The sequence below is a fragment of the Streptomyces dysideae genome, from assembly GCF_001514305.1.
Lineage (GTDB): Bacteria > Actinomycetota > Actinomycetes > Streptomycetales > Streptomycetaceae > Streptomyces > Streptomyces dysideae.
The window spans coordinates 42,433-56,925 of record NZ_KQ949104.1 but is presented as its reverse complement, the minus strand read 5'-3'; the positions used below and the strand labels follow the sequence as shown (position 1 = coordinate 56,925).

Annotated in this window: 14 protein-coding genes and 2 pseudogenes; 11 read left to right on the top strand and 5 right to left on the bottom strand. The window is 72.1% G+C overall.

Annotated elements, in window-relative coordinates:
* Window positions 1-87: 87 nt before the first annotated feature.
* Window positions 88-420, bottom strand: a pseudogene (locus tag AQJ91_RS58485) (ABC transporter substrate-binding protein); the annotation flags it as partial.
* Between the two features lie 15 nt (window positions 421-435).
* Here AQJ91_RS58485 and AQJ91_RS35250 point away from each other — a divergent pair.
* Window positions 436-2,175, top strand: coding sequence for a serine/threonine-protein kinase (locus tag AQJ91_RS35250; protein ID WP_067029750.1), 1,740 nt, complete (start codon window positions 436-438; stop codon window positions 2,173-2,175).
* Between the two features lie 24 nt (window positions 2,176-2,199).
* Here the strand turns inward: AQJ91_RS35250 and AQJ91_RS35245 are convergent, their stop codons facing one another.
* Entirely contained in the window at window positions 2,200-2,982 is a 783-nt protein-coding gene (locus AQJ91_RS35245; RefSeq protein ID WP_067029748.1) for a class I SAM-dependent methyltransferase, read from the bottom strand.
* A 179-nt stretch (window positions 2,983-3,161) separates the two neighbouring features.
* Between AQJ91_RS35245 and AQJ91_RS35240 the strand changes: the two genes are divergently transcribed.
* From AQJ91_RS35240 to AQJ91_RS35230, 3 genes are all read left to right on the top strand, one after another.
* Window positions 3,162-4,424, top strand: a complete 1,263-nt coding sequence (locus AQJ91_RS35240; RefSeq protein WP_067029746.1) for a sensor histidine kinase — start codon at window positions 3,162-3,164, stop codon at window positions 4,422-4,424.
* Window positions 4,421-5,068, top strand: a complete 648-nt coding sequence (locus AQJ91_RS35235) for a response regulator (protein WP_067029744.1) — start codon at window positions 4,421-4,423, stop codon at window positions 5,066-5,068. Before AQJ91_RS35240 ends, AQJ91_RS35235 begins: the two co-directional genes overlap by 4 nt.
* 93 nt (window positions 5,069-5,161) lie before the next feature.
* Complete coding sequence (locus tag AQJ91_RS35230) at window positions 5,162-6,553, top strand: PP2C family protein-serine/threonine phosphatase (RefSeq protein WP_079085447.1); 1,392 nt, start codon at window positions 5,162-5,164, stop codon at window positions 6,551-6,553.
* A gap of 19 nt (window positions 6,554-6,572) precedes the next feature.
* Here AQJ91_RS35230 and AQJ91_RS35225 read toward each other — a convergent pair whose 3' ends face one another.
* Complete coding sequence (locus tag AQJ91_RS35225) at window positions 6,573-7,013, bottom strand: ATP-binding protein (RefSeq protein WP_234383225.1); 441 nt, start codon at window positions 7,011-7,013, stop codon at window positions 6,573-6,575.
* A gap of 266 nt (window positions 7,014-7,279) precedes the next feature.
* Between AQJ91_RS35225 and AQJ91_RS35220 the strand changes: the two genes are divergently transcribed.
* From AQJ91_RS35220 to AQJ91_RS35210, 3 genes are read left to right on the top strand one after another with little or no spacing between them, the layout of a single operon-like run.
* A complete protein-coding gene (locus AQJ91_RS35220) occupies window positions 7,280-8,155 on the top strand; it encodes a helix-turn-helix domain-containing protein (RefSeq protein ID WP_067029740.1) in 876 nt (291 codons plus the stop codon).
* On the top strand, window positions 8,152-8,403 hold the full coding sequence (locus AQJ91_RS35215; protein WP_067029738.1) for a DUF397 domain-containing protein: 252 nt from the start codon (window positions 8,152-8,154) through the stop codon (window positions 8,401-8,403). Before AQJ91_RS35220 ends, AQJ91_RS35215 begins: the two co-directional genes overlap by 4 nt.
* A 51-nt stretch (window positions 8,404-8,454) precedes the next feature.
* Window positions 8,455-9,261: an SAM-dependent methyltransferase gene (locus AQJ91_RS35210; RefSeq protein WP_067029736.1), complete on the top strand. Its 807-nt coding sequence runs from the start codon at window positions 8,455-8,457 to the stop codon at window positions 9,259-9,261.
* 133 nt (window positions 9,262-9,394) lie between these two features.
* Here AQJ91_RS35210 and AQJ91_RS35205 read toward each other — a convergent pair.
* Window positions 9,395-9,691, bottom strand: a pseudogene (locus tag AQJ91_RS35205) (two-component system response regulator); the annotation flags it as partial.
* A 55-nt stretch (window positions 9,692-9,746) separates the two neighbouring features.
* Window positions 9,747-10,340, bottom strand: coding sequence for a TetR/AcrR family transcriptional regulator (locus tag AQJ91_RS35200; RefSeq protein WP_079085446.1), 594 nt, complete (start codon window positions 10,338-10,340; stop codon window positions 9,747-9,749).
* A 112-nt stretch (window positions 10,341-10,452) separates the two neighbouring features.
* Between AQJ91_RS35200 and AQJ91_RS35195 the strand changes: the two genes are divergently transcribed.
* The 4 genes from AQJ91_RS35195 (at window position 10,453) to AQJ91_RS35180 (ending at window position 14,462) form a co-directional block, all read left to right on the top strand.
* Complete coding sequence (locus tag AQJ91_RS35195) at window positions 10,453-11,472, top strand: SMP-30/gluconolactonase/LRE family protein (protein WP_234383224.1); 1,020 nt, start codon at window positions 10,453-10,455, stop codon at window positions 11,470-11,472.
* Between the two features lie 89 nt (window positions 11,473-11,561).
* Entirely contained in the window at window positions 11,562-12,389 is an 828-nt protein-coding gene (locus tag AQJ91_RS35190; RefSeq protein WP_067029732.1) for an SDR family NAD(P)-dependent oxidoreductase, read from the top strand.
* Window positions 12,390-12,391: 2 nt separating this feature from the next.
* On the top strand, window positions 12,392-13,618 hold the full coding sequence (locus AQJ91_RS35185; RefSeq protein ID WP_067029880.1) for an amino acid deaminase/aldolase: 1,227 nt from the start codon (window positions 12,392-12,394) through the stop codon (window positions 13,616-13,618).
* Between the two features lie 28 nt (window positions 13,619-13,646).
* The gene (locus tag AQJ91_RS35180) at window positions 13,647-14,462 is read left to right on the top strand and encodes an SDR family NAD(P)-dependent oxidoreductase (RefSeq protein ID WP_067029730.1); all 816 of its coding nucleotides are present in this window, start codon (window positions 13,647-13,649) and stop codon (window positions 14,460-14,462) included.
* Window positions 14,463-14,493: the final 31 nt, after the last annotated feature.

Here is a 14,493-nt window from a genome sequence, read left to right as displayed (position 1 = left end):
GGAGTGCGCGAGGGCGAGATCGAGGAACCCGTCGGCCATGGTGAGCGGCAGTTCGACGGTCTGTGGGTCCTTGGCCCGGGCGTTCTTGGGGTCCATGTGGGTGAGGAACCCGCCCTGCGGGCTGCGCTTCTCGACCAGGGTGCGCAGGCTGAACAGCACGTCGTCCGCGGTGAGCCGGCACCCGTCGCTGAAGGTGACGCCCTTTCTGATCCGTACGGTCCAGTCTGTCGCGTCGGCGCTGGGCCCGAAGGGCTGCGCGCTGCCCCCGGGACGCCGCGCAGCACGGCACGCCGAGATGTGGCACTGAATCCAGCCATCCACGTGACCCGCGTGACAGAAGTGGTCGAACGCCTGAACGTAGGCCGGGGCTGAGTTAGCCTCAATCTTCCCCTTGGGGGCGAACTGACGTACGGCGAACATCACTTCGGGGGATTTGTGTCGGAACAGCCGCCGGTGCCACCGGTCTCGGCGACGAGCGAGGCTGCCGCGCTGCGGCAGACCGGCACCTCATCCCTGCGTGCCAACGACCCTCGCCACATCGGCCCTTACGAGGCACTCGCGCTGCTCGGCAGCGGTGGCATGGGGCGGGTTTATCTCGGACGTCCCACGGACGGCAGCTCCGCCCTGGTCGCGGTGAAGGTGATCCGACCGGAGTACGCGGACGATCCCGGCTTCCGGCGCCGGTTCGAGCGTGAGGCGTCCGTGCACGCCCAGGTCGTCACCCCGCACACACCGCGGCTGTGCGGCACGGGCTTCCAGGACGAACTGCTGTGGATGGCCACCGAGTATCTGCCGGGGCTCGATCTGGCGGACGCCGTACGCGAGGACGGCGCCCTGGCGACCGCCGCGGTCTGGCGGCTGGTGGCGGAACTGGGGCGGGCGCTCGCCGACTTCGCCACCGCAGGGATCGTCCACCGGGATCTGAAGCCGTCCAATGTGCTGCTGTCCGTCCGGGGAGCGCATGTGATCGACTTCGGTCTCTCGAAGGCCGTGGACGCCAGCGCGCTCACCGGCACGGGCAACCGGGTGGGGACTCCGGCCTACATGTCGCCGGAGCATCTGAGAACGGGCGTGTGCGACACGGCGTCGGACGTGTTCTCGCTGGCCGGGACACTGATCTACGCGGCGACCGGTCGCGCTCCGTTCGGCGACGGCACGGGTGTCGACGTGATGCACCGGGTGGCGTTCGAGGAACCGTATCCGGAACTGCTCGCCGAGATCGCGGCGTCGGACGCGCTGCTCAGCTCACTGCTGTCCGCCTGTCTGGCCAAGGAGCCCGAACACCGGCCCGCTCCCCAGGACTTGGTCGACGCGGCCGATGCGCACGCCGGGACGTCGGACTGGCCCGAGCCGCTGGGCGGCAGAGTGCTGGCCCGGCAGCGGGCGTACGAGGTGCTGTGCGACCTCCCCGCCGCGCCGGAGGCCCCCTTACCGTCTCCGGGCGACCGGTCAAAGGAGGTGCCGCCGTCCCCGGCCGCGCAGGTGAACCGCCCCGCACGGCCCGACGCCGAGCCACCGGCAGGCCCGTCGCGCCCGGCGGAAGCCCGTACCCGGGGGCGGCGGAAGCCGATGCTGGCGGTCGCCACGGGCATCACCCTGTGCGCGGTGGCCGCGGGGGTCTTCGTCCTCACCCGTACGGACACCCCGACGACCGCCGCCCCTCCGGGGCCCGGCGCAACGAGCGACTTCGGCACCGAGCCCGGCGACGCCCCCTCCTCTCCGGCCCCCGGGGTCACGGACGGGGCGTCCAGTTGGGGCAAGAATGCCGACGGCTCCGCCTCGCACCCCGAGATCCCGGACTCGACCGACGCCACCGTCCCGGACCGACAGGGCACCTCCTCAGCCCCTGCCGCCACCGAGTCCGGCGCCCCCACCACCCCGACCGCGACACCGAGCAGCCCGCCCGCCGAGCAGCCCGCGACCCCGGCCTGGATCTCCGACTGCACGCACTACTCCGGCAGCGGGCGCACCCGCCAAGGCGACAGCGGCAAGCGTGTGTTGCAGGTGCAGTGCATGCTGACGAAGCGCGGATACGGCGTGGGCGGCTCGGGTGTGGACGGCGAGTTCGGTCCCGGCACGGAGTCCGCGGTGCGGAGCTTCCAGAGCGACAGGGGGCTGGCCGCCGACGGCATCGTGGCCAACACCACGTGGGCCGCGCTGCGCAGCACAGAGTGACCGCACGCCCCTGACGCCGTGCGGTCAGTCGGCGTCCCCGTGGGTGACGCGGATCTTGGACTGGCCGTGCGGGAGTTTCTCCCAGTCGTCCATGAAACGGGCCCGCAGGCCGTGCTTCTCGGCCAGCGCCACGAGGGTCTCGGTGCGGTAGTAGAAGTCCTCGCGGAGTACGTGGTGTTCCTCGCCCTCGGTGCGGTCGAAGGTGAAGTCGAACCAGCCTCCCGGTGCCAGTACCCGGCCGACGTTGGCCAGGCATTCGTCGATGACCGGCAGGGGTGAGTGTGAGAAGACGCTGTGTGCGTGTACCACGTCGAAGTGGGCGTCGGGCAGGAACCGCAGGGTCAGGTCGGCCACCGGGGTGAGTGTGGGGAGCCGCTGCCGCAGGTCCAGTTCGACGATGGTGTCCTGTGCGGCGAACAGGATGTCGGGGGAGATGTCGATGCCGTAGTAGTGCCCGGGCTCCAGGTGGCGGATGAACCGCCAGCCGCCCCGCAGGTTGCCGCACCCGATCTCCAGCATCCGGTGTTCGGGGCGCAGTCCGTGGCCGAGCAGGTAGTCGAACTGCATCTCTCCCAGCGCCAGCCATCGTGCCCGGTTGCGGCTGCCGACCGCCGCGTCCGGGTCGGTCCGGGTGTCGGAGCGCATCACGGCGCGGTAGTAGGCGATGTGGTCCGGGTGGCGGTGGCGCAGCCACATGTCCCGGGCTGCGCGGGCCAGATGGCGTGGCACTCGGCCGGGGTTGCGCAGGGCGTAGGTGACGCGGTGGCCGAGGGTGGCGCGGTTGGCGGTGAGGTTCTTGGCCGGCATGGGGTGTTCGCCTTCCTGTGGTGTGGGGTGCCGAGCGGCGCGGCTCCTGGTGTCAGCCTCGGGCATCGGCGGTCTGCCCGGGTCGGCCGACAGACGTCCGTTCGGGGGCGGTTCGGACGGTACCCGTATCAACCGATCGGTTGATACGGGCGGGCGGGCGTGGTGTTAGACAGGGGAGGATGAGACACACCGATCCGGACGAGCGCCTGCTGGCCACGGTTGTGGATGCCGCGTTCCTCCTGCTGCTCGGCTCCTCCGTCGCCCGTTTCCTCACCCGCGACGGGGGCGGCTCGCGCACCGGATGGGTGGTGGCGCTGTTCGCCGTCTTCTTCGCGCTCTACGTTCTCGGGCGCTTGCTGGCCCCGGCGCCTCGCCCCGGCTCTCCGCCCTCGGCCCGCCATCTGGCCTGGCTGAGCTCGGTGACGGCCGTCTGGATCGTCCTGCTCGCCCTCTCGCCGAGCGCCACCTGGTGTGCGATGCCCCTGCTGTTCGCCGGTCTGCACGCGCTGCCGCCACGGCTCGCGGTGCCGCTGGCGGCGGTGCTCACCTCGCTGGTCGTCGTGTCCGAAGTGCGCGTGGCCGAAGGGCCGCTCAACCCCAACATGGTGGTCGCCCCGCCGGCTGTCGCCGCGGTCGCCACCGCCGTACTGGTCCATCTGCGGCGCCAGGGGACCCGGCAGCGCGCGCTGATCGCCGACCTGGTCCGAACCCGGCACGAACTCGCGGCCACCGAACGGCGGGCGGGTGTCCTGGCGGAGCGCCAGCGGCTGTCCACGGAGATCCACGACACCCTCGCGCAGGGCCTGTCCAGCCAGCAGATGCTGCTGCAGGCCGCCGAACGGGTCTGGCGGACGGACCCGGACACGGCCCGCGAGCACATCCGTGAAGCGACCGGGATCACCTCCCGCAGCCTCGCCGAGGCCCGCCGTTTCGTCCACGACCTGGCGCCGGCCGACCTCGCCGGCCACTCGCTCCCCGGCGCTCTCGCCGCGCTCGCCGAACGGGAGAGCGGTCGGGGCCTGACGGTGGAGTTCCGGCTCGACGGCGACCTCGGCCGACTGCCGGAACGGGTCGAGGCCGCCCTCCTGCGCATCGCCCAGGGCGCGCTGGCCAATGTGCGCGAACACGCCGCGGCGACCCGGGCCGCGCTGACGCTGACCTGCCTGGACGACCAGGTCGCGCTGGACATCGCCGACAACGGCCGCGGTTTCGCCGTGACCGCGGCACGCGGCGCGTCCGGCTTGTCCGCGCGGACCGGAACCGACGCCCCGGACCAGGAGCGCGGGCACGGGCTGCCGGCCATGCGCATCCGGGCCCGGCAGTCGGGCGGCGCCCTCACGCTGGAGTCCACCCCCGGCGAGGGCACCGTCGTCACGGCCGCCGTCCCCCTGACGCCCTCGGCCCTCTCCCTCCCTGAGCCTTCGAAGGGGTACACCCTGTGAGTACGCCGGTGTCCTCGCCGTCCGTCCGGCTGTTGCTGTGCGACGACCACGCCGTGGTGCGGGCCGGACTCCGCGCGCTGCTGTCCAGCGCCGACGGCATCGAGGTGGTCGGGGAGGCCGGCGACGGCGAAGAGGCTCTCGCCATGGCTGCCCGTCTGAAACCCGACGTCGTGCTGATGGACCTTCAGCTCGGGGACGGCATGGACGGCGTGACGGCCACCCGGCGCCTCACTTCCGGCGGCGCGGCGGGTCCCCGGGTGCTGGTGCTGACCATGTTCGACACGGACGCCGACATCACCCGTGCCGTGGCGGCGGGCGCCACCGGCTATCTGCTCAAGGCCGAGCGGCCCGACGAACTGTTCACGGCGATCCGCCACGCGGCAGCCGGCCGCACCGCGCTGTCCGCCCCGGTGGCCGACCGGCTGCTGGCCCAGCTGCGCAGCCCCCGCCCCGCCCTGTCCGAGCGCGAGCACGAGATCCTCGGGCAGCTCGCCCGCGGCCTGGGCAACCGGGAGATCGCCCGCGCCCTGTTCATCAGCGAGGCGACGGTCAAGACCCACCTCGGGCGCATCTACACCAAGCTGGGGGTGGAGACACGGGCCGGCGCGGTCGCGGTCGCCAAGGAGAGACGGCTGCTGGCGTAAGCCCCCCTGTCAGGAAGCGGCACCACAACATCCGTTGGTTCCACCATTCTTGACGCATCATCATATAGTTGCCGACGACGCTGCGGCGGACCGTTGTCCCGCCGCGCCCGGATCCCCCGCACCCGGAAAGGCACGACCCTGCGGAACCAACCGCGCAGCCGCACCGACGACGCACCCGCCGACCAGCCCTCGGTCCGCCGGTCGGCCTTCTCCCCCGCTGCCGACGTCATCGGCTCGGAACTCGATCTGTGGATGACCGGCAGCCATGTCGTGCACGCCCTGACGCCCGGGTTCTGCGACGCGGCGTCGGTCTATCTGCTGGAGCGCTGGCGTCGCGAGGAGGACGCGCACGTCACCGCGGACCCGCCGCAGATCGAGGCGCGCCGACTGGCGCTGCGCGTGCGACCGGACACGTGCGCGGACTGGGAGAGCATGCTGCCGGTCGGCGAGGTGATCGCCCTCCCCCGTGAGACGCCCTACGCCCGTGCTCTCACTGCCGGGCACACGCAGTTGCTCGACACACTCGACCCGCACACGTCCGAGCGGCTCATCGCCTCCGGCGGCCACGACGCGCGGATCGCCGCTCTCCTGCGGGTAGCGTCCCTGCTCGTCGTCCCGCTGCGGCTGCGGGGCGCCTCGATCGGCTTCGTCGTCTGCACACGCGGACCTGACCGGGCGCCGTTCCTGCCCGTGGACGTGGCAGCCGTGGAGTCGCTGGCCGCGCGGGCCTCCGTGGCCCTGGACAACGCGCGCCGCTACGAGCGCGAGCGCCGCACCGCCCTGGCCATCCGGAACAGTCTGCTGCCGGACACGGCCCAGGAGTTCGAGGGCTGCCGCATCGCCCACGGCTCCCTGCCCGCCGGACAGGGCACGGTCATCGGCGGTGACTGGTTCGACGTGCTGAGACGGCCCGGCGGCCGGGTCAGCCTGATCGTCGGGGACGCCATGGGGCACGGTCCGGAATCCGCCGTCGCGATGATCCAGCTGCGCACCGCCGTCCGCACCCTGGCGGGCCTCGACATCCCCCCGGCCGATCTCGTACGGCGGCTCGACGCGCTGGCCAGCGACACCCCGGGCGCCTCCTTCGCGACCTGCATCTACGCCGAGTGGGACGCGCGGCGACGCACCTGCACCCTCGTGGGAGCGGGCCACCCTCCCCCGCTGCTGCGCGGCCCGGACGGCCGGACCGCCCCGGTCCCGCTGGTCGGCGCGGGCCTGCCCCTCGGACTCGGCGCGGGCGCCTACGAGGCCACCGTCCTGACCGTGCCGGAACCGGCCCTGCTCGCGCTGTACAGCGACGGTCTGGTCGAGTCCCGTGACGCCGACATAGACCAGGAGATCACCCGACTCGCCCAGGCTGTGGACGCGGGTGCCGGCGACACCCTGCCCTCGCTGTGCCGACGGCTGCTGGGCACCCCTTCCGGCACGTCCGCCACGGACGACCGCACCCTGCTGCTCGCCGAACTGACGCCCGCGCAGGGCTGAGCGCCGGGGCCGGGCGCGCTCATAAGGTCAGGGTCGCCCACACGGCGTTGCCGCCGGTGCGCCCGGACCGGTCGACTCCCCAGGCGTCCGCGAGCTGCTCCACCAGCAGCAGTCCGCGGCCGCCCTCGTCGTCGAGGCCCGGCTCGCAGCGGGGCAGACCGCGGCCCGTGCGGTCGTGGTCGTGCACCTCGAGCCGGACGCACGCGTCCGTGACCAGCCCGACGCCGCACAGGATCCGCGTGCTGAGTGTGTGCCGTACGGCGTTGGTGGCCAGCTCGGACAGGAGCAGGACGACGTCCGCGCAGAGCTCGCCCGGCAGCCTCCAGGCGATCAGCCGGTCGCTCACGAAGCGGCGGGCGACACCGACGCTGGAACGGCGTGCCGGGAGTTCGAGCCAGTGCGTGCGGTCCAGGCTCGACACGTCCAGGGACCGGGGAGAGGACATCGCGTGGGGGGACACGGTGTTCGCCTTCCGTGGGGGGGCGGGCGGCAGCAGGAGAGAAGGAAGGTGCGCAACGGCCCTGCGGGGGTGGGGTGTTCCGGGCAGGATTGCGCTTCGGGCGGTTCAGGGATTTGCCAACTCCCATGGGGGTACACGTGGTTGGCGGTGAAGTCGTTCACTCGTGAGGGAACGGTTCACGCAAGTCACTATGCTCGCACCTAAGTTCAACCTGCAACTGACTGCCTGATAATTTCACCGTGCGGGTCTCGGCAGGAGGTGCGAGCGTGAGCGAAAGCCGTTCGGGCACAGGTGGCACGAGTGCGCCCACGGTGCTCCGCATGATTCTCGGCCGACGGCTGCAGGAGCGGCGGCAGGGGGCCGGTGCGTCACTGGAGGACGCGGCCAGTGCGCTGCGGGTGACGCCCTTGACCATCCGCCGCCTGGAGAAGGCCGAGGTCGCCCTCAAACCCCTCTACGTGGAGAAGCTGCTCCAGACCTACGGGGCCGGACCGCAGGAGATCGACGAGTTCGTCGCCCTCGCCGAGCGGGCCAACGAGCCCGGCTGGTGGTACGCGTACCGCGATGTGCTGCCCAACTGGTTCAGCGGCTACGTGAGTCTGGAGACCGGCGCCAAGACCCTGCGCACCTACGAGCCGCACTACGTCACGGGGCTGCTGCAGACCTACCGGTACGCGCGCCGAGTGCTGAGCGGCGGCTTCCCCAACGACAGCGACGAGGACCTGGAGCGGCGCGTCGACCTGCGGCTGCGCCGCCAGTGCCTGCTGGAGAGACCGGACGCCCCGACGCTGTGGGTGGTGATGGAGGAGGCCGTACTGCACCGGGTGGTCGGCGGCCCCGAGATCATGCGGGAGCAGGTCGAACGGCTCCTCGAGGTGTCGGAACTGGCGCACGTCGGCGTCGACATCGTGCCGTTCACCGCGGGCGCCCATGTCGGAGCGTGCGCCCCGTTCACGTACTTCCGCTTCGAGGAGCCGGAGCTCCCCGACATCGTCTACAGCGAGATCCTCTCCGGTGCCATGTATCTGGATCAGCGCTCCGATGTCTCGGCCCATCTCGAGGCGCACAACCGCATGTCCCTGCTGACCTCGGACGGGGACAGCCGGGCGCTCCTGAACCGCATGCGCAAGGAGTACTCATGACCACCATCGACGGCCGCGTCTACAACGGCATGCCCGCGTCGGACCTCGGCGAGCAGGGCTGGGAGTCTCCGTGGAGCGGCCCCAACGGGGGCCAGTGCGTGCAGACGAAGCAGCTCTCCGACGGCCGCGTGGCCCTGCGGCAGTCGACCGATCCCGCCGGACCCGCGCTGATCTACACCCCGGAGGCGATCGCCGCGTTCGTCGCGGGAGTCAAGCGGGGCCTGGCCGATCACCTCGCGGCCGGCTGACCGCCTTCCCTCGCCTCCCCTCCCCCCACACGCGCCACCGAAAGGCACAGGATGACCAACTCGCACGCCGCGCGGGACATCGACACCAGCCGGCCCCACTCCGCCCGGATGTACGACTACTACCTCGGCGGCAAGGACCACTTCGAGGTCGACAAGAAGGCCGCCGAGACCGTCGCGGCGGCCTACCCCGGCATCTTCGTGTGCGCCCGCGAGAACCGCGCCTTCATGCACCGCGCCACCCGCGTCCTCGCCCAGGAGCACGGCATCCGCCAGTGGCTGGACATCGGCACCGGCATCCCCACCGAGCCCAACCTGCACCAGGTCGCCCAGTCCGCGGTCCCCGAGGCGCGGGTGGTCTACGCCGACAACGACCCCCTCGTCCTCAAGTACGCCGAGCGCCTGATGCGCAGCACGCCCCAGGGCCGCACCACGTACATGGAGGCGGACGTCAACGACCCCGACGCGCTGCTCGACTCCCCCGCGCTGGCCGAGGTCCTGGACCTGGACCGGCCCGTGGCCCTGTCGCTCAACGCCCTCATGCACTTCGTCACGGACGCGCAGGACCCGTACGGCCTCGTGAACCGTCTGCTGGCCGCCCTCCCCTCGGGCAGCGCGCTGGCCCTGAGCCACTGCACGCCCGACTTCGACCCGGCGACCTGGCAGAAGGTCACCGCCATCTACACCAACGCCGGCACTCCGGTGCGGTTCCGCTCCCGCGAGGACGTCGCCCGCTTCTTCGACGGCCTCGACCTGCTCGCCCCCGGCATCACCATCGGCCACCGCTGGCGCCCGGACACCGCCTCCACCGCCACGAACGCCGAGGTCAGCTTGTGGACCGGGGTGGGCATCAAGCCGTAGCCGGCGGCGAGGTCGAAGTGGCGACGGCGGCCGTGGCCTGGAGAGCGCCCTCGCGGGTCAGGGCATGGGCCCGGTTGCCGCTCACGTGAGTGGTCCACCCAAGGAGGCGGGGGCTGTTGCCCCCTGTCCCCGGCTACGCGCGGGCCTCGCCGCCCGACCGGAGGTCCGCGGGCCGGCCTCGGAAGCGGTAGCGGCGTTCGAGGCGGCCCGTCGTTCCGTAGCGCAGGGAAACGTCGGCGGTGCCGGTGGTGTGGAAGTGCTCCAGGTAGCGGCGGGCGCTGACGCGGGAGATGCCGGTGCGGGTCGCGCACTCGGCGGCGGACAGGGTGCCCTCCGCGTCGCGGAGCGTACGTTCGATCAGTTCGGCGGTCGCCGCGCTCATGCCCTTGGGCAGCGTGCCGACCGTTGGCGCCGGTCCGGCCGGTCCGGCTTGGCCGCTGCTGAAGAGGCTCGCGACCCGCGGGCGCGCGGGGGCCTGATCCGGCTCAGGCGGCCCGGGGGCGGGCGTGCAGCAGGAGGTGCTCGGCGAGCAGTTCCAGCGCCGCCCGGCTGTCGTCGCTGTTGCGGTCGACCAGCCATGTCATGTTGAGGCCGTCGATCACCGACTGCACATAGCGGGCGAGGACCGGCACGGGCACCGTCCACTCGATGCCGGCGTTGTCCGCGGCCAGTTCGAGCAGTGAGGCGAAGGCGGTCAGGAAAATCTCGTACTGCCTCCTGGCCACGTTCTCGAAGCCGGGATTGCGCAGCGCGTACTGGGTGAGCTCGTAGCTGATCTGGTGCTCGCCGGGGCTGGCCTCGAAGCCCTTCCAGAAGGCGTGCAGGCTGTCGAGGACGCTGTCGCGGATCTCCTTGTGCGGCGCGAACAGGCCACGGACCTCGGCGACATATCGCTCGGTGAGGGTCTGGGTGACGAGTTCGAGGAGGTGCGCCCTGGACTCGAAGCAGTAGTGGAACGCCCCGAGGGTCATGCCCGCCTCGCTGACGATCGCGCGTGTGGTGGCCTTGGCCACGCCGTCGCGCGTCATGACCCGGATCGCCGCCTCGAGAAGCTCGGCCCTCCGGTCGCTCGCCGCCATGCGGGGCACGCGTGCTCCTCTCTTCACCTGCGGGTTGGTACCTCAGAATAGCCATCTACAGAAGTAAGTCAGCCGTCTTGGACACTTGACTTACTTCTGGTGGTGGGGCACCGTGGCGGGAACCGACGCGCGGCACGAGCACCCCCGGGAGGTAGGAGTGCGACCGAAGGCCACTGTGGTGCTGGACGGCTTCGGCGTGCTGGAGTCGCTGCGCTGGCACGACGACGCGCTGTGGTTCTGCGACCTCGCCCAGGGCACGGTCCACCGCTGGGACACCCACGGGAAGCCCGAGACCGTGCTGGACGTCCCCGGCCGGGCCGGGGGCCTCGGCTGGCTGCCCGACGGGCGGATGCTGGTCGTCTCGATGGACGGACGCCGCGTCTACCGGCGGGAGCCGGACGGCTCGCTGGCCGTGCACGCGGACCTCGGGGACATCGCCGGCGGGCCGGTCAACGACATGTTCGTCGACGAGTGCGGCCGCGCCTACGTGGGCAACTTCGGCTTCGACTACCACGGCTTCGTCCGCCGACGGCCCAACTCCATGCTCTACGAACCGCCGGGTCCGCCCCGAGCCCCGATCGCCTGCTACTCCCCCGAGGGCGAACTCCTCGGTCTGAGCGATCCGTTGGTGTTCCCCAACGGCCTCTTCCTCACCGACGGCGGCCGGACCATGCTGGTCGCCGAGACGCTGGCGATGCGGCTCACCGCGCTGCCCGTGCTGCCGGACGGCCGGCTGGGCGAGCCGCGCCCCTGGGCGCCCCTGATCGGGCCGTGGCTGTGGAAGTCCCTCAACCGTCCCGGGCCGCTCGGCCGGATCACCCGGCGTGTCTCGGCCCTCCTCGACCACCAGGCCGTCGCCGACCGCTCCAGCACCCCCGTCGCCCCGGACGGCATCGCCCCCGGCCGGGACGGCACCGTCTGGGTGGCCAACGCGCTGCGCGGCGAGTGCGTCCGGGTCGGCCCCGGCGGCACGGTCCTGGACCGCGTCGCGACCAGCCAACGCACCCTGAGCTGCCTGGTCGCCGGGCCCCGGGGCGACACCCTGTACGCCGCGACCACACCCACCGACGACCCGCAGCGGGCGGCGCGGCTCAAGGGGGCACGGCTGGAGGCGTACGTCCTGCCGTCCTGATCACGGACTTCGACAACTCTGCCCACTTTCCTGGGAGTTCACATGCACGGACAGCGGACGGCCCGCGCCTCTCACGAAGGGCCGCTGCGATGACTGTCGTCCTGATCACCGGCGCGGCCAGTGGGATCGGCGCCGCGACCGCGCGCGAGGCGGTACGGCGCGGCCACCGTGTCGCCGTCACCGACATCGACCTGGCGGGGGCCGACCGGCTCGCCGGCCAACTGGGTTCCGCCGCCTGCGCGGTCGGGCTCGACATCCGCGACGAGGCGGCCTGGGAGACGGCCTTCGACACCGTCGCGTCCCGGCTCGGGCCCGTCGAGGTCCTCATCAACAACGCCGGGATCATCCACACTGGATACGCACGCCAGTTGTCGATGGCCCAGCACCGTCACATGGTGGAGGTCAACCTGCTGGGTCCGATGACGGGGATGATGACCGCGCTGCCCCGGATGCGCGCGCAGGGCCACGGGCACATCATCACCGTCTGCAGCATGAGCTCGTTCCTGCCCCTGATCGGCTACACCAGCTACGGCGCGACCAAGCACGGGCTGCGCGCCTTCCACCACAGCGTCGCCATCGAGGAGCGGGGCGGCCCGGTCACGTTCAGCATCATCCATCCGCCCGGCACCCGGACGCCCATGCTGGAGCAGGAGATGGCGGACCCCAGCTCGGTGATCACCTTCGCGGAGAAACCGCTCGCCCCCGAGCGGGTCGCCTCGGTGATCGTCGACGCGATCGTGAAGAAGCCGGTCGAGGTCGTCCATCCGGCGCTCGGCGGACGCGTCCAGCGGGTCGCCGGCGTGTTCCCCCGGCTGATGCGCGTCGCGATTCCGCGGGTGGCGGCCATGGCGAAGCGCCGCGCCCCGGGCGCCGGGGCGGCTCCGGCCGCGGTACACGAGCAGGACGGGAGCCGATGACCATGGACGCCTTCACCGCCGTAGCCGATTCCGCGCGAGCGGCCCAGGGCCGGTTCGGCCGGCTGCGGGCCGCGACCGCCGAACTGGAACCCCCGTTCGGGGTCGTCGACCTGGATGCCTTCGACACCAACGCCCTCGACCTCGAACACCGCGCGGCCGGCAAACCGATCCGGCTGGCGAGCAAGTCGCTCCGTTCCCGGGCGCTGATCCGGCGCGCCCTCGACCGCCCGGGATTCCGGGGCATCCTCGGCTTCACGCTGCCCGAAGCGCTGTGGCTGGCCGAGGAGTTCGAGGACATCCTGGTCGGCTACCCCACCGCTGACCGCACGGCGTTGAGGACTCTCGCGGCTGACGAGGACCTCGCCTCCCGCATCACGCTGATGGTGGACTCCGTCGAGCACCTCGACCTCGTCGACGCCGCGACCGGCCCCCGGCGGACCCGTGTCCGCGTCTGTCTGGAGCTGGACGCCGCACTGCGCCTTGCGGGCGGCCGGATCCACCTCGGGCCGCGCAGGTCCCCGGTGCACACCCCGCGGGAGGCCGCCTGGTTCGCGCGCGAGATCGCGTCCCGCCCGGGCTTCGAACTCACCGGGATCATGGGGTACGAGGGGCAGATCGCGGGCCTCGGCGACAACCAGCCCGGCTCGCGGCTCAAGCGGGCCGCGGTCCGGGCGATGCAGCGTTCCTCCGCCGAGGAGCTGAACCGCAGACGGGCCGCCGCGGTCGACGCCGTACGGGCCGTGACACCGCTGCGGTTCGTCAACGGCGGCGGCACCGGCAGTCTGGAGACCACCACGCGGGAGGACGCCGTCACCGAACTCGCCGCGGGCTCCGGCCTGTACGGTCCGGGCCTGTTCGACTTCTACCGCACGTTCCGCCCGGTTCCGGCGGCGTTCTTCGTCCTGCCCGTCGTACGCCGCCCCTCCTCCCGGATCGCCACTCTGCTGGGCGGCGGCTGGGTGGCGTCCGGCCCGCTCGGCAAGGACCGGCTGCCCACGCTGGCCTGGCCGCCGGGACTGCACGTCACCGCCACCGAGGCGTTCGGGGAGGTGCAGACACCGCTCACGGGCAGCACCGCACGCGCCCTGCGCATCGGCGACCGGGTGTGGCTGCGCCACGCCAAGGCCGGTGAACTGTGCGAGCGGGTCGGCGAACTGCACCTCGTGAGCGCCGGCGAGGTGGTAGAGACCGTGCCCACGTACCGAGGCGAGGGCCGGCACTTCCTGTGACAGCCGACTCTCCGAGCGAAGAGGCACCATGGCACGTATCACCGGACGGACCGTCCTGATCGTCGGCGCCTCGTCGGGCATCGGTGCCGAGGTGGCGCGCCGGCTCGCCCGCGACGGCAACCGGCTCGTCATCACGGCACGGCGCGGCCCCGAACTCGCCTCCGTGGCACAGGAGGTGAGGGCCGCCGGCAGCGCCTGCCTGGACCTCGCCGCCGACGCCCTCGACCCGCGGGCGGCGGCCGACGTGGTGTCGGCCGCCGTCGCGGAGTACGGCGGAGTCGACATCGCGCTGCTCAACGCCGGCCAGGGACCGGACATGTCCATGGACCGGGTGAGCGTGGCGGACGTCGCCCGGATCATGGCACTGAACTACGACGTCGTCGTCAACTACCTCGTCCCACTGATCGAGCGGATGGGAAGCCAAGCGGACGGCGGGCTGATCGCCCACACCAACTCGCTGGCGGGACTGATGGGCATCCCGCGCCAGGGTCCGTACTCGGCGGCGAAAGCGGCCGCGCGCACTCTGATCGACACCGCGCGGGTAGAACTGGCGCCCCGGGGCATCCGGTTCACCTCGATCCACCCGGGTTTCGTCGCCACCGAACGCATCGACGGGGACGGGCTGCCCAAGCCCTTCCAGATCAGTCAGGAGCGCGCGGCACGGCACGTCGTACGCGCCCTGGAGCGGGAACCGGCGCAGGCGTACTTCCCCTGGCCCACAGCGGCCCTGGTCCGCACGCTGCGTACCCTGCCCACGCCGCTCTCCGCCCTCGTGCTGCGCACACTGGCCTCCCGTACTCGCCGCCCTCTCGGCAGTCGCGGGACCCCTGGCACACCCTCGTAGGACAGGAACAGCAGTTCCCCTCTCCAGGGAA

Bases quoted from the DNA above. Each gene is read 5' to 3' on its own strand.
- AQJ91_RS35245 (WP_067029748.1), bottom strand. From the start codon at position 2,982: ATGCCGGCCAAGAACCTCACCGCCAACCGCGCCACCCTCGGCCACCGC.
- AQJ91_RS35240 (WP_067029746.1), top strand. From the start codon at position 3,162: ATGAGACACACCGATCCGGACGAGCGCCTGCTGGCCACGGTTGTGGAT.
- AQJ91_RS35215 (WP_067029738.1), top strand. From the start codon at position 8,152: ATGACCACCATCGACGGCCGCGTCTACAACGGCATGCCCGCGTCGGAC.
- AQJ91_RS35210 (WP_067029736.1), top strand. From the start codon at position 8,455: ATGACCAACTCGCACGCCGCGCGGGACATCGACACCAGCCGGCCCCAC.
- AQJ91_RS35200 (WP_079085446.1), bottom strand. From the start codon at position 10,340: ATGGCGGCGAGCGACCGGAGGGCCGAGCTTCTCGAGGCGGCGATCCGG.
- AQJ91_RS35190 (WP_067029732.1), top strand. From the start codon at position 11,562: ATGACTGTCGTCCTGATCACCGGCGCGGCCAGTGGGATCGGCGCCGCG.
- AQJ91_RS35185 (WP_067029880.1), top strand. From the start codon at position 12,392: ATGGACGCCTTCACCGCCGTAGCCGATTCCGCGCGAGCGGCCCAGGGC.
- AQJ91_RS35180 (WP_067029730.1), top strand. From the start codon at position 13,647: ATGGCACGTATCACCGGACGGACCGTCCTGATCGTCGGCGCCTCGTCG.